The sequence below is a fragment of the Gemmata algarum genome, from assembly GCF_034097035.1.
In the GTDB taxonomy this organism is placed as follows: Bacteria; Planctomycetota; Planctomycetia; order Gemmatales; family Gemmataceae; genus Gemmata; species Gemmata algarum.
Genome location: NZ_JAXBLV010000234.1, coordinates 1 through 19,646, shown reverse-complemented (window position 1 = coordinate 19,646; position 19,646 = coordinate 1). Strand labels below are relative to the sequence as shown.

The 19,646-nt window shown below is 69.9% G+C and carries 14 protein-coding genes; 13 read left to right on the top strand and 1 reads right to left on the bottom strand.

The window, feature by feature from the left end; all coding sequences use genetic code 11:
* The 13 genes from R5W23_RS29785 (at window position 1) to R5W23_RS29725 (ending at window position 16,368) form a co-directional block, all read left to right on the top strand.
* Window positions 1-2,739, top strand: a complete 2,739-nt coding sequence (locus tag R5W23_RS29785) for a hypothetical protein (protein WP_320689528.1) — start codon at window positions 1-3, stop codon at window positions 2,737-2,739.
* 435 nt (window positions 2,740-3,174) lie between these two features.
* Complete coding sequence (locus tag R5W23_RS29780) at window positions 3,175-6,453, top strand: hypothetical protein (protein ID WP_320689527.1); 3,279 nt, start codon at window positions 3,175-3,177, stop codon at window positions 6,451-6,453.
* Between the two features lie 29 nt (window positions 6,454-6,482).
* On the top strand, window positions 6,483-7,205 hold the full coding sequence (locus tag R5W23_RS29775; protein ID WP_261189372.1) for a dolichyl-phosphate beta-glucosyltransferase: 723 nt from the start codon (window positions 6,483-6,485) through the stop codon (window positions 7,203-7,205).
* 38 nt (window positions 7,206-7,243) lie between these two features.
* Complete coding sequence (locus tag R5W23_RS29770; RefSeq protein ID WP_261189371.1) at window positions 7,244-7,993, top strand: class I SAM-dependent methyltransferase; 750 nt, start codon at window positions 7,244-7,246, stop codon at window positions 7,991-7,993.
* Between the two features lie 65 nt (window positions 7,994-8,058).
* A complete protein-coding gene (locus R5W23_RS29765; RefSeq protein ID WP_261189370.1) occupies window positions 8,059-9,021 on the top strand; it encodes an NAD-dependent epimerase/dehydratase family protein in 963 nt (320 codons plus the stop codon).
* 97 nt (window positions 9,022-9,118) lie between these two features.
* Complete coding sequence (locus R5W23_RS29760; protein ID WP_261189369.1) at window positions 9,119-10,387, top strand: UDP-glucose dehydrogenase family protein; 1,269 nt, start codon at window positions 9,119-9,121, stop codon at window positions 10,385-10,387.
* An 88-nt stretch (window positions 10,388-10,475) separates the two neighbouring features.
* Window positions 10,476-11,363 (top strand): SDR family NAD(P)-dependent oxidoreductase, encoded by an 888-nt coding sequence (locus tag R5W23_RS29755; RefSeq protein ID WP_320689526.1) that lies wholly within the window; start codon window positions 10,476-10,478, stop codon window positions 11,361-11,363.
* A complete protein-coding gene (locus tag R5W23_RS29750; protein ID WP_320689525.1) occupies window positions 11,354-12,355 on the top strand; it encodes a Gfo/Idh/MocA family protein in 1,002 nt (333 codons plus the stop codon). The genes R5W23_RS29755 and R5W23_RS29750 overlap by 10 nt, the downstream gene beginning before the upstream one ends.
* Before the next feature lie 122 nt (window positions 12,356-12,477).
* Window positions 12,478-13,503 carry a GHMP family kinase ATP-binding protein gene (locus R5W23_RS29745; RefSeq protein WP_261189366.1) on the top strand — a complete coding sequence of 342 codons (1,026 nt, stop codon included), beginning with the start codon at window positions 12,478-12,480 and terminating at the stop codon, window positions 13,501-13,503.
* 75 nt (window positions 13,504-13,578) lie between these two features.
* Window positions 13,579-14,292: a nucleotidyltransferase family protein gene (locus tag R5W23_RS29740; RefSeq protein WP_320689524.1), complete on the top strand. Its 714-nt coding sequence runs from the start codon at window positions 13,579-13,581 to the stop codon at window positions 14,290-14,292.
* Window positions 14,293-14,391: 99 nt separating this feature from the next.
* Window positions 14,392-15,018 carry an SIS domain-containing protein gene (locus tag R5W23_RS29735; protein WP_261189364.1) on the top strand — a complete coding sequence of 209 codons (627 nt, stop codon included), beginning with the start codon at window positions 14,392-14,394 and terminating at the stop codon, window positions 15,016-15,018.
* Window positions 15,019-15,073: 55 nt separating this feature from the next.
* A complete protein-coding gene (locus R5W23_RS29730) occupies window positions 15,074-15,667 on the top strand; it encodes a D-glycero-alpha-D-manno-heptose-1,7-bisphosphate 7-phosphatase (RefSeq protein WP_320689523.1) in 594 nt (197 codons plus the stop codon).
* Window positions 15,664-16,368: a transaldolase family protein gene (locus tag R5W23_RS29725; protein WP_320689522.1), complete on the top strand. Its 705-nt coding sequence runs from the start codon at window positions 15,664-15,666 to the stop codon at window positions 16,366-16,368. Before R5W23_RS29730 ends, R5W23_RS29725 begins: the two co-directional genes overlap by 4 nt.
* 346 nt (window positions 16,369-16,714) lie before the next feature.
* Here the strand turns inward: R5W23_RS29725 and R5W23_RS29720 are convergent, their stop codons facing one another.
* Window positions 16,715-19,369 carry a cation:proton antiporter domain-containing protein gene (locus tag R5W23_RS29720; RefSeq protein ID WP_320689521.1) on the bottom strand — a complete coding sequence of 885 codons (2,655 nt, stop codon included), beginning with the start codon at window positions 19,367-19,369 and terminating at the stop codon, window positions 16,715-16,717.
* Window positions 19,370-19,646: the final 277 nt, after the last annotated feature.

The following is a 19,646-nucleotide window of genomic DNA, read 5'->3' as shown; positions in this document are numbered from 1 at the left end:
ATGCCCGTCCGATTGACCCAGCGCGAAGAGCCCTTGCCCGCCGACGCGTTCCTGCTCCTCGCCGACGGCCCCGCACCGCTGGCCGCCGCGTGCGGCCGGCTCGGCGAAGTGCCCCAAGTGTTCGCGACCCGCGGGGGCTTCCTGCTCGTGCCGCAGGCAACGGGCGCGGCCCTGGTGCCAGGCGCGCTGCGCCTCCGCCGGTTGGCGAGCGACCTGTTCATCCCCTCGGACGCCGACCTCCTACCGACGCTGCTCGCGGACGAGATGGCGGCGCTGACGCGGGACCGCGGTCTGATCGTGCTGCCCGGAGGGCTGACCCTTGCCTTCGACGCCACGGCGCCGCTATCGGTGTCGCGCTGGCTCGCGCCGGCGCGCGTGAGGCGTGCCGAGTGGGTGCCGCTCCCGCGCCGCCCCGCCCGCCCCGCAACCATATCGGTGATCGAGCGCCCCGCGCCGCCGGTGGGTGCGGTTCTGGAAGTGTTGGGGGGCGGCGCCCCCGGTCGCACGAAGCCGCTCCCCGGTCTCGGCGAGAGCGAGGGCGGGGGCGCGAGCACGGCGATTCCCGAAGAAATCCGCCCGCCTTCCGGCTCCGCCGTCCGCCGCGTCGCGGCGGGCGCCGGTCTCGCGGCGGCCGGGGCGCTGGCATGGCTGGGCAAACAACTCGGCGCGGAAGGGCTGGCCCGGCTCGGCGGCGGCCTCGCGCGGCGGGCGCTGGAACTCGTTCCGCGCCTCAGCGAGCGGTTGCTCGGCGAACAGGAAGCGGCGCTGCGCGACGTGCTGCGCGAGTTACAGAACGGCAACGTGGAAAAGGGGCTGCGCCACGCCCCCCCGGCAGTGGCGGACCCCGATCAGCCCGCCCGCGTCGGAACCGACGCCCGGCTTGCCGCGCGCGACCCGCGCTACTCCCTCCGCGACCTGATTGGGGGTAGCGGGGGCACGGCGACGGCGTGGCTCGGCGGGGGTGACGTGTGGGCGCAACTCGCGAATGAGTACCGGCGCTTGGCGGCAGAGGCCGCGGCGCGCGGGGACCACCGGCGGGCGGCCTACCTCTACGGCGTGCTGCTCCGCGACCTGCGCGCGGCCGCGAACGTGCTCCAAGCTGGCGGCCACTACCGCGACGCCGGCCTGCTCTACCGGGACCGGTTGAAAGACCCACAAGCCGCTGCCGCCGCGTTCGAGCAGGGCGGGGACCATGACGAGGCGCTGCGGCTCTACGATCAACTCGGCGAATTCGAGCGGGCGGGGGACCTGCTGCGTAAGCTCGGCGAGGAGGAACGGGCGGTGCGGCACTACGTGCGCGCGGCCGAGAAGTTCAACGCCGAAAGACGGTTCCTCGCGGCGGGCGACCTGCTGCGAAATAAGGCACACTGCCGCGACGGCGCGGTCGCCTGCTACCGCCGAGGTTGGGAGAGCTACGGGGCAGAAGCGATCAGGTGCGCCGAGCGACTGTTCGATGAGGCGGTCGCAGCCGGCGACCAACATGCCTTACGGACACTGTGGGCAGAAGCCGAGCCCGCGCTCGCCGACCGACCACTCGACGCGGGCCGGTTTTTTAACTACGCGCTCCGGACCGCCGAAGAATTCCTCCCGCCGGACGCCCGCGCCGATCTGGCCGACCGCGCGAAACTCGTTTTCGCCGCGCACCTGCGCACGCGCGCGATCATCGATGGGACCGAGTCCCACGTCGCGGCGTTCTTCCCGGCCAACTCCGTCTGGCCCCCGCCGGTCGGCCGTGACGCGGCGTTCGCATCACGAAAGCAGCGCTCCGCCCCGCGGCCAGAGGTGCGCGACCGGCCGACGGGAGATCTTACCCTCATCTCCCCGGGGCCGGTCACCGCGGCGGTGGTCGTTCGCGGCACCTTCGACGTAATCGTGGCGGGGGCGGAGGGCATCGTCTACTGGCGGGTAGCGGAAGGGCGGACCGTACCGGTATGGAACGGCCGTGAGCGGGTGACGGCGTTGTCATCCTCCGCGGGCGCGGAGGTGATCTTTGCCGTCACCCACGGAACTGACGATACGTGGGCATGGAACCTCCGTACCTTTACCCCCAATCACGCCGGCGCGGCGCAGTTGACGGCCAAACACTCCTGGCACTCAGAGGACGCGGGGCCACCGGTCTACTTACAACCGGCGGCCGTGCTCCGCGACGGTGAGCACCGCGTCAAACTTGCGACGCGAACCGAGTACCTCGGCTTCGCCGGCCCCCATCTCCGGCCCGACACGGTTCACCGGCCCCCCGAGCCGGGCGCGACGACGCGCCTGCTCGTTGACACCGCCGACGGGCACTCATGGTCCTGGGCGGGTGAGTTTATCCGGCACTGGGGGCCAAACGCGGAGGCGGCAGATCGGTGGTACGTCGCTTGGGCGCCGCTCGACGTTGTTGACGCGATCACCCCCCACCCGGGGGTGCTGGAAATAACCGCCGTGGCCAGCAACGGCGAAGTCCGCTGGAGGGAATTCGACGCTCGCACCCCGGATCAGTCCACCAGCCGTTCGGCTTTTGACGCGGACCCGAAGGGCTATTCCGCTGCCTGCCTCGTCACACAGCGCACCGTGGCCGCGGTCACGAACGACAACGAGCTTCGCTGGCTTCGCGTTTCCAACAGCAAGCTCGTCGTTTTAGCCGCCCTGACGATCCGTCTACCGGCACGGGTCTTCGCGCTGATCCCGACCCCGGATACCTACGAAGTCGTCGTCCTTCTCGCGGACGGTTACGCCCTTCGGGTGCGTAAACCGTAGCTCGGGAGCTCCCAGTACCAGATTCACAGCAGAACGCACTGTTCACCATCACACCTCATCTCGCTCCATCCGGGCGCGGAACCTGGAACTGAAGGATGCTGGATTGCAGATGAGGAGCGTTACCCGCCGTTTAAGGATGATTACTTCTCACGCTGTCGATTAGATCGCTGTTCAGCCACGATAAGGCGCACAGACCGAACAAAGATGCTGCACAAAACAACACCATTCTGACTGCTGTAATCCTGAGCGTTTTCGGTGTGGTCGGGTTCCGACCTGAACCGCACGATCGAGTCGCATTGCGGGATCGCATTAAATTCGCTATTACCCCCGGTCGGCGTGGGCGCTCGGTTCGGTGCGGTCGCTTCAGTCGGCGCACGGAACGGCCGATAAGAGGTGAACCGTTCCGGCGCGCCGGGCGGCGGGAGAGGTGGCGGGATGGCAATGCTCCTCAGCGTGGCGCTCTTCGTCGGCTGGACGGCCGTGGGCCTTGTCGCGCTGAACGCCGGGCGGTTCCGCGGGCCGGTTCGCAAGCTGCTGATCGCCCCGACGGTCGGGTTCGCGTTGTTCGGCATCGGGGCGCTGATCGGTGTGCGCACAGGAGTTCCGGTCGGCCGGTCCGGTGCGGCTCTCGGCTGCGCGGCGCTGGCGCTCGCGCTCGTGGGGCTGGTCCGAAGCGGCGTCACCCGGGCGCGGGTGGCGGCGCACGCGAAGCGGTTCGCGCCGTTCGCGGCGGTCATCGCGGCCACGTTCTTGCTGACCGGCTGGCCGCTGCTCCGGTACGGGTTCGACTGGGTGGCCAACGGCAACGACGACATGGCCAACTACTGTCTCGGGGCCACCGGGTTCCGCGACCACGGGTTCTTGCACGTGCCGACACCGGAAGAGTTGACCGGCGGTCAGGACGGCACCCAGGCCGCGTGGTTCATTTACTTCGATCCCGAGACGCTGACTCAGAACCGGTGCGGGTCCGAGTTGACCCTCGCGCTGGTGTCGGTGTGGACCGGGCTCACCCCGCAACAGGCGTTCATGCCCGTCATCCTGGCGCTGAACGCGGCGCTGGTCGCGGCCACCGCGGCACTGGTGCTGCTCGGCATCCGGCGCCGGTCGGCGGCGCTGGCGGCGGCGGCGCTGCTGGCGGTGTCGTCGCAAACCGGCTACGGGGTGGTGCAGCAGCTCATCGGTCAGTCCGGCGGGCTGGCGCTGCTGTGCGTGTCGGTGGCGCTGGTGTCGAGCCCGTTCCGCAAGCTCACCCGCGGGCTGATCGCGCGCCGCGCGGCCGTGTGCGGGGTGGTGTTCGGCGGGCTGATCGTGTTTTACCCGGAGGTCGTGCCGTTCCTGGTCGGGGCGTGCGTGCTGTTGGGCGTGCGCGACATCGTGCGGCGGCGGCTCGACGTGCGGCACCTGAGCCACGCCGCGGCGGCGATCACGGTGATGGCGGTGTTGCTGCCGGTGTACCTGGTCGGGGCCGCGCGGTTCCTGCTCGGGCAGGCGTCCCACGGGGCTGAGGCCAAGGCGCACACCATCGAGATCTTTCCGTACTTCATGACCCCCCGGGGCGCGTCGCTGGTGGTGGGGTTGTTACCGTCGTACTGGGACGTGCCCGAGCCGCGGCAGAGCGCGTCGATGGCCGCCGGGCTCGTGCTGCTCGCTGGCGCGGCGCTGGTCGCGCTGGCTCAGTTCCGGCGCGGCCGCCCGTTCGCGGCGGTGCTGCTCGTGATGTTCGCGCTCGGGGCCGCGTTGTATACCCAGCAGGCGGCGTTCGGGCTGTTCAAACTGGCCATGTTCGCGCAACCCTTCCTCTGGGCGACCGTGGCGGCGTGGGCGGTGACCCGGCGGCGGCGCTGGGCGCTGCTCGGAGCAGCGGCGGTGCTCGCGGTGGTCGGGGGGCTGAACGCGGACACGCAGTACGGCTACGTCCGACAGAGCACCGGGCACGACCCGCGCGTGGACCTGCCGGCGGTGACCCAGCAGCGGCTGCTCTCACGGTTCCACGCGGAAGCCGGGCCGCGGCTCGCGTCCGGTGAAGCCGCACGGGTGCTGGTCGCGTCCGAGAACAACGTGCTCGTCAAGCTGCTGGCCGCCGAACTGCGGCAGGTGCCGAACACGCAACTGGCGATGGCCCCGTTCCACCGGCTGCTGGCTCCGGAAGAGGCCGCGCGCTGGAACGCGCGGCCGGCTCACGACCGGGCCGGGCTGCGGGCCCAGGACGCCATGTCGTTCGACCCGGGCTTACCGTGGGTCCGCGACCCCGACACCGGGCGCCCGCTGCACCAGCTCCTCGGCGCCCCGGCCGACTGGACCCACGACTCCCCGGAGCGCGTGCTGGTGGTCGCGGGGGTGGGTCAGTTGTCGGTGCTGAACCGCCAGCGGTACCCGGAGAGCGGCCCGGCTCTCCTTTGCGCGCCGCTGAGCGAGGTCCGCAACTTCGCGGTCTTCCGGGACGCCACAAACGCGCGCCAGAACTTCCTCGGGATGAGCACCGTGGACCGGGTCGCGCTGTTCCTGTTGGAAGCCGACCCGGAGTTCGGTCGTCGGTCGATGGCCGGGGTGGGCCGACACCTCGTCGTCGATGTGCTGAACCCGTCGCCGCGGGTGCGGGTGCTGGTGGACCTCACCACGGCCTACCGGGCGCACCCGGAGCGCGGGGTGCCGCCGGTGGAGGTGGTCGGCGACCGCCGGGTGCCGGTCGGCGCGGTCGGGGTGGGCGCGATGCGGCTGGTCTCGCCGCCGCTGAGCCCGCAGGCGGTCGGAAACGCACACGCCCTTGTGCTCGACTTTAACACGGAGCCGGTGCGCAGCCCGAACCGGCTCCACGGATTCGAGGCGCTGTGGGGGCGCGAGTTGCCCCGCGACCGCCGGCCGCTGACGGCCAGCGCGCGGAACGTGTCGGTGGTGGGCGAGGAGGAGTACGCTGCGTTCCGCCCGCCGGCAGCGGTGTCGCGGTTCCCCGAGGATTTGGCGCACGAGCACCTCGAGTTTTCGGGGGTGTACGAGAGCGGGTGGGCCGGGAAAGTGTTCAAGTTCCGGCTCACGCAACCCGAACCAGAACATGAAGCGGTGCTGCGGGGGGACATCCCCCAGACGGCCGGCGCGGCCGAATTCCGCACCGAGGTGACCGTGCTCGTCGACGGCCGTCCGGTCGAGACGCGCACGCTCGGAACCGGCCCGTTCGAGCTTCGCGCGCCGGGCGGCGCGCACGCCGGCCCGCGGTGGGTCGAGTACCGGTTCTCGCACGACCAGGAGATGCTCCCGCCCGACACCCGCCGGCTCGTCGCGCAGGTCCGCTCCGTCGGGTTCGAGCCGCGGGACGAGCGCCGGTCCCGCCCGCCCGAGCGGCTGGCCGCGTTCCCCGCCGACCTCGGCCACCCGAAGCTGGACCAGACCGGCGTGTTCCTCGACGGCTGGACCGCGGCTACGTGCCGCGCGCGGCTGCACGCCGCCGCCGGCAGCGATCTGGTGCTGCGGGGCCGGGTGCCGGACTTCGCCGGCCCCGGGTTTACCACCGAAATGACGCTGCTGCTCGACGGGCGCGAGGTCGCCCGGCGGGAGCTGACGGCGGGCGACTTCGAGGTGCGGGTGCCCGGCGCCGGCGGGAGCGCGGCCGGCCCCCGCGCGGTCGAGTGCCGGTTCTCGCGCCCGGTCGCGCTCCCGGCCCCGGACGTGCGGACGGCCGGGGTGTTACTGAAATCGCTCGGGTTCGAGGCGGCCCGTTGATCCGCCGATTCCACGGAAGGTTCGTAACGATGAGCGCGCGCCCGAAACTGAGCCTCGTGATCCCGGCGTTCAACGAGGTGGCCACGATCCAGCGCACCCTGCGCGCGATCCGCGAGTACCTGGAGCCGCGCGGGGTCAGCTACGAGCTGATCGTCGCCGCCGACGGCACCGACGGCACCCGCGAGGCCGCCGCGGGGCTGGCGGGCGAGCTGCCGGTGAAGGTGATGGGCGAGCCGCAGCGGCGCGGGAAGGGGCGCGGGGTGCGCGAGGGCGTGCTCGCCTCGGCCGGCGAGACCGTCGGGTTCCTCGACGCCGATTACAAGGTCGCGATCGAGGAGGTGGAGAAGGTGCTGCCCTGGTTCGACCAGGGGTACGACATCGTGATCGGCTCGCGCGGCGCGACCGGGTCCGACGTTCGGGTCGGGCAGCCGTGGTACCGGCGGGTCGGGTCCAAGGGGTTCGCGATGGTGATGCGGCCCCTGGTCGGGCTGTACGGCATCAACGACACCCAGTGCGGGTTCAAGTTCTTCCGCGCCGAGGTGGCCCGCGACCTGTTCCTGCGCCAGCGCATCGACGGCTACATGTTCGACGTGGAGGTCCTCTCGCTCGCGATCCGTTCCGGGTACAAGGTCAAGGAGGTGGGGGTCGCGTGGCAGGACGACGGCGACACCCGGCTGAAACTGGTTTCGGGGAACTGGAAGAACCTCAAGGACCTGTTCCGCATCCGCTTCGGTGCGCGCCGCGCGGCTTGACGGCACCGGCACCGGGGACGCAACTCAAGGAAGAGCCCATGACCGCCAAGTGGCCGAAGACGTTTCCGCCGCTCACGCCCGAGCAGCAGCGGATCAGCGACGACTTCATGAAGCACTGGCACGAGGTGCTGCCGAACAAGTTCGGGCGCATCGACCGGTTCAACCACTCTTACCCGGTGCGGCACGCGCCCGCGGAGTTCCACCGCACGCTCGAGATCGGCGCCGGGATCGGCGAGCACCTGAAGTACGAGCGGCTCACGCCCGAGCAGGAGTCGGCGTACCACGCGCTGGAGCTGCGCGAGAACATGAGCGCCGCGATTCGCGCGCGGTTCCCGCGGGTGCAGACGGTCACCGGCGACTGCCAGGCGCGGCTCCCGCAACCGGACGGGTACTTCGACCGGCTCCTGGCGATCCACGTGCTCGAGCACCTGCCGGACCTGCCGGCGACCGCGCGCGAGATGTACCGGCTGTGCGACAAGCAGCGCGGCACCTTCTCGGTGGTGATCCCGTGCGAGGGCAGCTTGGCGTACACGATGGCCCGCCGCGTGTCGGCGCAGCGCATCTTCGAGAAGCGGTACAAGCAGCCGTACAAGTGGTTCATCGAGCGCGAGCACGTGAACCGCCCGCACGAGATCCTGGACGAGCTGGCGCCGTACTTCACGGTCTCGCACCGCCGGTTCTTCCCGTTCCCGTTCGTCCCCGCGACGTGGTGCAACCTCGTCATCGGGCTCACCCTCAAGCCCCGGCCCCGGGCCCTCAACGAGCAAGACGTTCGCGCCGCCGCCTGACCGCCGAGCGGCGGAGCGGGGTCAGTACGCCACACCCGGGCGGTCGATACACGGAGGTTCTCCACATGCGTTACTTCGTCACCGGCGGGGCCGGGTTCATCGGCAGCAACTTGGTGGACCGGCTGCTCGCGGCCGGGCACCACGTCACCGCGTTCGACAACTTCAGCACCGGGCAGCGGCCGTTCCTCGCGGACGCGCTGAAGAGCGAGCGCTTCGCGCTCGTGGAAGGTGATTTGCTCGACAAGCCGGTGCTGACCCGGGCCGTCGCCGGGCACGACTTCGTGTTCCACCTGGCGGCCAACGCGGACGTCCGGTTCGGCACCAACCACCCGGACCGCGACCTGCAACAGAACACCGTCGCGACGTTCAACGTGCTCGAAGCGATGCGGCTGAACGGGGTGAAGCGCATCGGGTTCTCGTCCACCGGGTCGGTGTACGGCGAAGCGAACGTGTTCCCCACCCCCGAGGACGCCCCGTTCCCGATCCAGACGAGCCTGTACGCGGCCAGCAAGGTCGCAGGCGAGGGGCTCATCTCCGCCTACGCGACCGGGTTCGGGTTCCAGGCGTTCATCTTCCGGTTCGTGTCGATCCTGGGCGAGCGTTACACGCACGGCCACGTGTTCGACTTTTACGCCAAGCTGCTCGCCGACCCGCACCAGATCGAGGTGCTCGGGAACGGGAAGCAGCGCAAGAGCTATTTGTACGTTCAGGACTGCGTCGACGCCATCTTCACGGTCGTAGAGAAGGCGACCGAGCCGGTCAACGTGGTGAACCTGGGCGCCGACGAGTACTGCCAAGTCGACGACTCGCTGGGCTGGATCTGCGACCGGCTGGGGCTGCGGCCCAAGGTGAATCACACCGGCGGCGCGCGCGGCTGGATCGGCGACAGCCCGTTCATCTTCCTCGACACCGCCAAGCTGAAGGCGCTCGGCTGGCGACAGAAGTTGAGCATCCGTGAGGCGGTCGTCCGCACGCTCGATTATCTGCGGGCGAACCCGTGGGTGCTCGAGTCGCGCGCGGCGGCATAGCCGGGGCGGTCCGCCGGCCCGCGCCGCCACTCAACCCGGAACGAACTGAACCCGATCGTCGGTACGGGTCAGAGGCCCGCTCTCCAGAAAGGCAACCATGCGCGTCACCGTGTACGGCCTGTGGCACCTCGGCAGCGTAACGGCCGCGTGCCTCGCTGAGGGCGGGCACGAGGTCGTCGGGCTCGATCCCGACCCGGCGACCGTTACCGGGCTCAAAGCGAACCGGCCGCCGGTGGACGAACCGGGCCTTGCGGCCCTCGTCGCCGAGCAGCAAGAGGCCGGCCGGCTCCGGTTCACGGCCGACGCGGCCGACGCCGTGCCCGACGCGGAAGTCGTGTGGGTGTGCTTCGATACCCCTGTGGACGCGAACGACAACGCGGACGTGCAGTGGGTCCGCGACCGGCTCGACGACATCGCCCCGCACCTCCGGGCCGGGTCACGGGTGCTGATCTCGTCGCAGGTGCCGGTGGGGTTCGGGGCGAAGCTCGCCGCCGACTGGGCGCACCGCGGCGTTCATGTCGCGTGCTCGCCGGAGAACCTGCGCCTGGGGCAGGCCCTCGACTGTTTCCGGAAGCCCGATCGCGTCGTGATCGGGTGCGAGGACGCAGACCGCACCGCGTTCACCGCGTTGCTGAAGCCGTTCGGCGGCGACCGGGTGTGGATGTCGGTGGCGTCCGCCGAGATGACCAAGCACGCGGTCAACGCCTTCCTGGCCACCTCGGTGGCGTTCATAAACGAGCTGGCCCGCATCTGCGAAGTGGTCGGCGCCGACGCCAAGGAGGTCGAGCGCGGGCTGAAGTCCGAGCAGCGGATCGGGCCGAAGGCGTACCTCTCTCCCGGCGCGGCCTTCGCGGGCGGGACGCTGGCCCGCGACATCGGGTTCCTGCTCGAACTGGCTCAACAGCACGACCGCCCGGCGCACCTGTTTAGTGGGGTGCGGGCGAGCAACGAGTGCCAGAAGAACTGGCTCCGCGATCAACTTTCCGGCGTTCCGGCCGGCGCAACGGTGGCCGTCCTGGGTTTGACCTACAAACCCGGGACCGACACGCTGCGGCGGTCCGGTTCTGTGGAGCTGTGCCGCTGGCTCCTCGCGCGAGGGGTGAAGGTGCGGGCGCACGACCCCGCCGTGAAAGGGACCGCCGAAGAACTCGCGGGCGTCGAACTGGCCCCGACACCAGAGGACGCGCTTCGCGGCGCCGACGTTGGCGTGCTGGCGACGCCGTGGCCGGCGTACCGGGCGCTGACCGCGGCGCAGGTGCGTGCCGCCATGAAAAAGCCCAAGGTGATCGACCCGACACACTTCCTCGCCGCGGGCCTCGCGAACGACCCGGGGGTGAGCTACGTCGCCGCGGGCCGCGCGGCTTGACCCCAGGGACAGATATTTCCCCTTGTTCCCGAACCGCCGGGCAAGGTATAGACGCCGCACCTTACGCGGAACTCTCAGGAGAGGTGCGATGGACGCGCGGGCAACCCCGCTGGCCGGCCGCTCGGCGGTTGTGACGGGTGCGAACCAGGGGCTGGGGCGCGCCATCGCCGAACACCTCGTCCGCGCCGGCGCGAGCGTGCTCCTCACCGCACGCGGCGCGGATCTGCTCGCGAAAACGGCTGCCGAACTGCTCCCACTGGCCCCGCTGCCCGGTCAGAAGGTGCTAACCCGTGTTGCGAACGTGGCGAAGGAGGCGGACTGCAACGCCACCGCCGCGCACGCCTTCGCCGAGCTCGACAACCCGTGCGTTCTGGTGAACAACGCCGGAGTGTACGGCCCCTTCGGGCTCATTGAGGAGAACGACTGGGCCGAGTGGGTGAAGGCGATCGAGATCAACCTCTTCGGCACGATCCTCATGTGCCGGGCGTTTCTGCCCCGGATGCGCGAGGCGAAGTACGGGAAGGTCATCAACCTCTCGGGCGGCGGCGCGACGGCACCCCTGCCGCGCATCAGCTCTTACGCGGCGTCGAAAGCGGCCGTGGTGCGGTTCACCGAGACGCTCGCAGAAGAAACGCGCGGTGCCGGGATCGACGTGAACGCCGTGGCCCCCGGCGCGCTCAACACGCGCCTCATGGACGACCTGATCGCCGCCGGGCCTGAGAAAGTGGGCGCGGCGTTCTTTGAGAAGATGACCAAGACCCGCGACTCGGGCGGTACGCCGCTCGACAAGGGGGCCGAGCTGTCGGTGTTCCTCGCGTCCGCGGCTTCGGACGGCATCTCGGGGCGCCTCATCAGCGCGGTGTGGGACGACTGGCAGAACCTGCCGGCGCACTCCGACCAGCTCGCGTCGAGCGACATTTACACGCTGCGCCGCATCACGCCGGACGACCGCGGGGGGTGGAAGAAATGCGCGTAGGCATCGTCGGGTGCGGGCTCATCGGCGGTAAGCGGGCGAAGAGCCTTGCCGCGCTCGGGCACACGGTCGCCGCCGCGGCCGACGTGACCCTCGAACGTGCCCAGGCGCTCGCAAAGGCATACCCGGGATGCGACCCGCTCGGCGGCTGGCACGAACTCGTTACGCGCACCGACCTGGACGCGGTCGTGGTCGCGACGATCAACGATTCGCTCGCGCCGATCACCCTTGCGGCGGTCCAGGCGGGCAAACACGTGCTGGTGGAAAAGCCGGCGGCGCGGTCGGCGGACGAGCTGCGCCCCGTCGAATCGGCGGCGCAACAGGCGGGCGTCACGGTCCGGGTCGGGTTCAACCACCGGTTCCACCCCGCGCTGCTGAAGGCGCGGGAGCTGGTCGACGCCGGGGCGGTCGGGCCGATGATGTTCGTCCGCGGCCGGTACGGGCACGGCGGCCGGGTCGGCTACGACCGCGAGTGGCGCGCGAACCCGGCCCTGGCCGGCGGGGGCGAGTTGCTCGACCAGGGCGTCCACCTGATCGATCTGACCCGATGGTTTCTGGGCGACGTGAGCAGTGTGAGCGGGTTCGCGGGCACGTTCTTCTGGGACATGCCGGTGGAAGACAACGGCTTCCTCTGCACCCACCACACGGGCGGGCCGGTCGGCTGGCTGCACGCCAGTTGCTCGGAGTGGAAGAACCTGTTCTGCCTTGAAATCTACGGCAAGACGGGCAAGCTCCAGATCGACGGGCTCGGCGGCAGCTACGGGCTGGAGCGGCTGGCGTACTACCGCATGTTGCCGCAAATGGGGCCGCCCGAAACGACCATCTGGGAGTACCCTGGCGAGGACGGGTCGTGGAACGCCGAGTTCCGCGCGTTCGAGGCGGCCGTCGCGAAGCGGCCGGGGCTCGGGGCCACGCTCGGGGACGCGGTCGCGGCACTCGATGTGGTCGCGGCGGTGTACGCGCAGTCGGCGGCCGTCGCCCGGCGCGCGGCGTGATCGGTCGGTAGTGCGGCCGGAACCTTCGGTAAAGTTTTACGCTTTTGGTAGCCGATATTTACAATGCCGCGCGACGCGCACGGCCCCCGACCGCACCACACCGCACGGAAGCGGAGTGACCGATGATTATCACACGAAGTCCGCTCCGCATTTCGCTCGGTGGTGGTGGGACCGACCTGCCGTCCTACTACCGCGAGCACACCGGCTTCCTCGTTGCCGCGGCCATCAACCGCCACGTCCACATCGTCATCAACCGGTCCATCCTGCCGGAGATGATCCTCAAGTACTCGCAGACCGAGCGCGTCACCGACGTGGAGCAGATCCAGCACCCGCTGGTCCGCGAGGCGATGAAGCTGGTCGGCATCCCGGCCGAGGGGCTAGAAATTGCGGCGATGGCCGACATCCCGGCGGGCACCGGGCTGGGCTCGTCCGGCAGCTTCTGCACCGCCCTCTTGCGCGGGCTGCACGCGCTGCACAACGGCAACCCGAGCGCCGCGGAGATCGGCGAGCAGGCGTGCCACATCGAGATCGACCAGCTGCACGAGCCGGTCGGCAAGCAGGACCAGTACATTGCGGCCGTGGGCGGGGTGACGTGCTTCCGGTTCCACCCGGACGGGCACGTCGAGTACTGGCCGCTGCGGGCGTCGTCGGACACGCTCCGCAAGCTCGAGCAGAACGTGCTGCTGTTCTTCACCGGGTACACGCGGTCGGCGTCGGAGGTGCTGCGCGAGCAGGACACCAAGACGAAGGCGTCCGACTCGTCGATGATCCAGAACCTGCACTTCATCAAAGACCTGGGGCTCAAGAGCAAGGACGCGCTGGAGGCCGGGGACCTGCGCGGCTTCGCCGAGCTGATGAACGTCCACTGGAACTCGAAGAAGAAACGCAGCGGGAACATGTCCAACTCGCGCATCGACGAGTGGTACGATCTCGGGCTGAAGAACGGCGGGCTGGGCGGCAAGCTGATCGGCGCGGGCGGCGGCGGGTTCCTGATGTTCTACACCGAGAACCCGGACCAATTGACCGAGGCCATGAGCGAGGCGGGCCTCCAGAACGTGCCGTTCCGGTTCGACTTCGAGGGCACGCGCGTGATCAGCGGCGGCGCCCCGTCGCCGGTGCTGCGCCCCGCGATCCGCCGCGCGGCATAATTTGTTTCCCCGCGACGGCGCCCCGCACAGGCACTCCCGCTCCGCGCCGCGAGACCAAGGCACGAAGGCACAGCCGTGAACGACCTCGCTTCGACGCCCGTGCTGATCCTCGCTGGTGGCAAGGCCACGCGCCTCGGCGACATCGCCAAGGCCGTCCCCAAGGCTCTGGTGCCGCTGGCCGGGCGGCCGTTTCTCGATCACCAGTTCGCGGACCTGCACGCGCAGGGCGTTCGCGAAGTGGTCATGTGCATCGGACACTTCGCGGACCAGATCCGGGATTACGTCGGTGACGGGGCACGATTCGGGCTGCGGGTCCGCTACTCCGAAGACGGCGCGAAGCCGCTCGGCACCGGCGGCGCGGTCCGCCGGGCGCTGCCGCTCGTCTCCGACCGGTGCTTCGTCCTGTACGGCGACTCGCTGCTGGACGTGAGCTACGCGGCGGTCCTGGGCGCGTTGCCGCCCGCGGGCTTGGCGGTGATGACAGTGTTCCGCAACGAGAACAGTTACGACACGAGCAACGTGGTCTTCCAAAATGGGCGCCTGTTGCGGTACAGCAAGAGGGACCGCACGCCCGCGATGACCCACATCGATTACGGTCTGTCGCTACTGCGCCGGGTCGCGATCGAGCGGATCCCCGAACACGAGCCGTCCGACCTGGCCGAGTTGTACACGGCCCTCGTGGACCGCGGCGAAATGGTCGGGCTCGAGGTGACCGAGCGGTTCTACGAGATCGGCTCGCCGGCCGGCCTGCGGGAGGCCGAACAGTTCGTGCGCCGGCGGGCGGGGTGAGCCCGTCGCCGCGCCACCCTTGTCGGACCGGCGCCCAAGCCGAATTGCGTTCCGCGGGCGGGCGCCCGCGGTCCTTGGAAACAGCGAACGGAGTCGCAGATGTCGTTCACGCAGCAGTTCCTGGCCGAGGCCGGTGAGATCATCGCCAAGCTGGACATCGCCGCCATCGATCGGACCGTGAAGGCGCTCGCGGACACCCGCGCCCGCGGCGGGCGTCTGTTCATCCTCGGCGTCGGCGGCAGCGCCTCGAACGCGGCGCACGCGGTCAACGACTTCCGCAAGATCGCCGGCATCGAGACCTACTCGCCTACCGACAACGTTTCGGAGTTGACAGCCCGCACGAACGACGAGGGGTGGGAGACGGTGTTCTCCGAGTGGCTCAAGGGGAGCCGGCTCAACAGCAAGGACGCGGTCCTGGTGTTCTCCGTCGGCGGCGGCGACCTGGAGCGGAACGTCAGCCCGAACTTGGTGCGCGCGGTCCAGCACGCCAAGGCGGTCGGCGCGACGGTGTGCGGGATCGTGGGGCGCGACGGCGGGTACACCGCGAAGGTAGCGGACGCGTGCGTAATCGTGCCGACCGTGAACGCGGCGCACGTGACCCCGCACGCCGAGGCGTTCCAGGCGGTCGTGTGGCACCTGTTCGTGACCCACCCGGCGCTCAAGGCCGCGGCCACCAAGTGGGAAACCACGGCCGCGGCCGACGCGGCGACCAAGAAAGCGGCGTAAGCGCCGGTGCCCAGGCACCGGCGCTTACGCGGTGAACGCACTCCGGAAACCGACGATGGCGCAGCGTGTGGTGTTCTTGGACCGCGACGGGGTGCTCAACCGGGCCTTCCCGGAGCGCGGCACCACGCGCCCGCCCATGACGCTCGACGAACTGGAACTCCTGCCGGGTGTGCCCGCGGCCCTCGAACGCCTCCGCGCCGCCGGGTTCGCGCTGGTCGTGGTCACGAACCAACCGGACGTGGCCCGCGGGAAGCAGACCCGTGCGACGGTCGAGGCGATCAACGCCAAGATGTGTGCCGAACTACCGCTGACCGACGTGCTCGCGTGCTACCACGACACCGCGGACCGGTGCGATTGTCGCAAGCCGAAGCCCGGGCTGCTGCTGGCGGCGGCGGCCAAGTGGGAGCTGGACCTGTCCACCGCGTTCCTGATCGGTGACCGGTGGAGCGACGTGGCCGCGGCGCACGCGGCCGGGTGCCGCGGCGTGCTGATCGACACGCCGTTCAGCTCGCCCGAGCGGTGCTCGCCGGACCACACCGCAGTGGACATCACCGCGGCGGTGGACTGGGTTCTCAAAACAGCGGCGGCCGAGGCGCCCCGGCCGCCTGATAGCGGGTACGGGTTCACACCAAAAGGGAGTTTGGGATGAAACTGTTCGTCGACACCGCGGACGTGAAAGAACTGGAGATGTGCCTCGAGCGGGGGTTCCCGTCGGGCGTCACCACCAACCCGCTGCTGGTCGCGCGGTCCGGCTGCACCGACTTCGGCGCGCACATCCGCTCGATGATCGACGCCCTGATCCGGCACGACGCCAAGATCCCGCTGTCGGTCGAGGTGAACACCGCCGACCCGAACAAAATGGCCGACCAGGCCGAGGAGTTCGTCCGCGAGTTCGGCGACTACCCGTACCTGAACATCAAGATCCCGATCGGCTGGAACGAGCTGAAGGTGATCGCGCAACTGGCCAAGCGGAACGTGCCGGTGAACTGCACCTGCTGCATGTCGTACAACCAGGCGATCATGGCCGCCAGCGCGGGGGCCAAGTACGTGAGCCTGTTCTGGGGCCGCATCCGCGACATCGGCTACGACGCCGGCAGCGTGGTCCGCGCCACCCGCGAGTCGCTCGACCGGCGCGGGCTCGACAGCGAGATCATCGTCGGCAGCATCCGCCACATCGCCGACGTGAACGAGGCGATCCAGGCCGGCGGGCACATCCTCACCGTGCCCCCCAAGTTCTTCGCGCAGATGTGCGCCCACCCGAAGACCGACGAGGCCGTGGCCCAGTTCATGACCGAATTCCGCGCGTGGGAACAGGCGGTCCAGGCCAGCCAAATGAAGCGGGCGGCCTGAGGACGGCGCCCCAGCCGCACCACGAATCGGCGGCGCAGATCAATCAAGCGACCGCCGGATGGACTAATCGCCGCGACGTGACCGGTCGGTTTGCGCGCCGCACGACTCCGCAGGCGTCGGGCGCCGGTTCCCTACCCGGCGCGTCCGGGTTGGGAGCCCTGTGGGTACTCGTACCGTAACCGTGTCGCATGCGACCGGGCCGTTCAAGTGTCTGAACAGCTTGAACGCAGAAGCGCCCACGCGGCGCTGCTAAATCCGTTGAAACCACTGGACAGGAAACGGCCTGTCACCACAACCTCCGAACATCTTCGCCCCAGTACGTAACCGGTTCGCGGGGCCGCATCGGCTACGAACCGGTTTTCGGACCAGCCGCCCCAACCGGTTCCGTGGCGAGAATCTCGGCAACCTCGGCGGGCGATTCGGCCGCCCGCAGCCGGTTGCGCGTCTCGGAGTTGCCCGCGGCCCGCGCGACCTGCCCCAACAGCAGCACCTGCAAGTTCGGGCGCTCGGCCGGGGTCACCAGCAGGAACATCAGGTGAACTAGGTCCGACGACCGCGGGTCGAAGACCACCCCTTCCGTGGACCGGCCGAACACCACCAGCGGTTCGGCGAGGTTGGGGCACCGGGCGTGCGGAACCGCGACCCCCAGGCCCAGACTCGTGGGTAATTCGTGCTCGCGTGCGATGGCCAGCGCGGCGATGTCGGCGCCGGGCGGCAACAAGCGGGCCGGAATCCGGGCCGCCATTGCCGTGATCGCCTGCTCGGCCGTTCGCCCCGGCACGGCGAGCAGCCCTGCGTCTGTCACCAGCAGGTCGCGGAGGCTCACCGCCGGGTGCCGCGGGTACTCGTCCTCGATCCGCCCGACGACCTGTTCGAGCAGGTCCTCTACCGTCACGATCCCGACGGGGCTCTCGCCGTCCGTCACCACGCACACCGTGGTCCCCTCGCGCTGGAAGTAAAGCAGCGTCGACTCGACGTCGTCGTCGGGCCGCACCGCGCCCAGCGGCCGGATCAGCGTGGCCCATGCAGCGCCGTCGGCGGTGAGCCCGATCAGGTCCTTCGCCAGCAGGTACCCGACCGGTAGCCCGGTTTCGGGCGCCACCACGGGCCAGCGCGAGAACCGCTGCTCACCGACCTGCCGGCGCACCTCGTCCAGCGTGGCCGCCTTGGACAGCCGCCGGACCCGCGTCCACGGCACCATGATGTTGCGCACCGGCTGCCCGCGCAGGGCCGAAACGTTGTCCAGGATCAGCCGCGTGCGCACGTCCCGCACGGCCTTCTCGATCGAGTCGCGCCCGGCCCCGGCGTCGGCCAGCACGAGCCGGGCCAGCGAGACGGCGGCCTCGGCCTCCTCGAAGATCGCCGCGGTCGCGCCGACCTGTTCGAGGTCGCCCCGCTCGCGCAGGTAGTGGGCGCGGACGAAGATCTTCATCCGGGGGTTGAGGTTCCGCGCCACCGCGACCACCCCCGCCCGGTCCGCCGAGTGCGGCAACGTCAGCACGAGGTGCGACGCCTGCGCGACGCCGGCGCTCTCCAAGATGGCCTCGCGTGCGGCGTCGCCGAACACCGCCGTCTGCCCCTGCCGCCGCAGTTCCGCCACCGTGTCCATGTTCGTGTCGATCACGACCGTGGTCAGCCCCGCGTCCCGCAACAGCCGGTCCACCGTTTTGCCGACCGGCCCGAACCCGACCACCACCGCCCGGCGGTCCCCTCCGGCGGTCCCGCGAGCCACATCGTCGGCGACCGCGGCGTTGGCGCTCCCGACCCGCCGCTCGGCCCGCGCGTTCAACCGCGCCCAGAGTCGCGGGCGGCGCTGGAGCCACCGCTCGACGCTGTCGATACTCCGGAACAGCACCGGGTTGATGGTGATCGAAATGATCGCCGCGCCCACGAGCAGGCTGTGGCCGTCGTCGGTCATCAGCCCGTGCTTGCGAGCCAGGTCGGACAGGATGAATGAGAACTCGCCGATCTGCGCGAGCCCGAGGGCCACGGTCAGAGCCGTCCGGACCGAGTGCCCGAGGGCCGCCACGATGACCAGGGCGATGAGCGGCTTTACCAGCAGGATCACGAACAGCGCCGCGAGCATCATCAGCGGCGCGCGAAGCAGGAGCGCGGGGTCGAACAGCATCCCCACCGATACGAAGAATAGTACCGCGAACGCGTCCCGCAGCGGGAGCGCGTCGGCGGCGGCTTGGTGGCTGACCGGGGACCGCGCCACCATCATTCCGGCCAAGAACGCGCCCAGGGCCATCGACGCCCCGAACAGCGCGTACGCGCCGGCGGCGATCGCAACGGAGAACACCATCACCGTTAGGGTGAACAGTTCACGGGAGCGTAGCCGCGCGACCTGGGTGAGCGCCCACGGGACCAGTCGCGAGCCGGCGACCATCACGACCGCGACGAGTACCGCCAGCTTGAGCAGCGCTAGCCCGATCGCGATCAGCGGACCGGCCCACCCGCCCGCGTCCTGTCCGGCGCCACTTTGACCGCCGAGCACCGGGATCATGACCAACACGATAACCGTCAGCACGTCCTCGACGAGCAGCCAGCCGACGGCGACGTGCCCGGCGGGAGAGTTCAGCGCGTCGGCGTCCATCAGCACCCGCATCAGCACTACCGTGCTCGCCACCGCGAGGGCCATACCGATTACCAGCCCCGTCCTGACATCCACGCCAAGCAGCGTGAACACCGCGACGCTGGCGGCGGTGGCGGCTAGGCTCTGCCCCAGCGCCCCCGGAAGCGCGACGGCCCGGACGGCCAGCAGGTCTTCCAGGTGGAAGTGGAGGCCGACGCCGAACATGAGCAGGATCACCCCGACCTCGGCGAGCTGATGGGCTAGGTTAACGTCACCCTGGAACCCGGGCGTGTGCGGCCCAATCAGCACGCCGGCTAGTAGGTAACCGACGATCGGCGACAGCCGCATCCACTGGGTCAACAGCCCCAGCACCCAGGCGGCCGTAAAAGCGGCGGCGAGGGTCGTGATGAGAGGGAACTCGTGCATGCGTCACCGTTGCAGAATCATGTTGGAGATGTTTGCGGAGCGCAGCGGGAGCCATGCGAGGTTTGACGCACGCCCTCACACGAACCGCTGCCGCACTCAAGACGACAGACAGATCCCGATTCGGAATCCCGTTAAGCAACCATAAGCACGGGGCGAAGAACTCGTGCCGAGCCCGACCGAACGCGGCTACTTGGGCTCAGCCATTGACCTGAGCGACCGCAACACCAACCAACGCCAGAAGATCTACCAGCTCGCGCAACTCGTTCTTCGTTTCGCG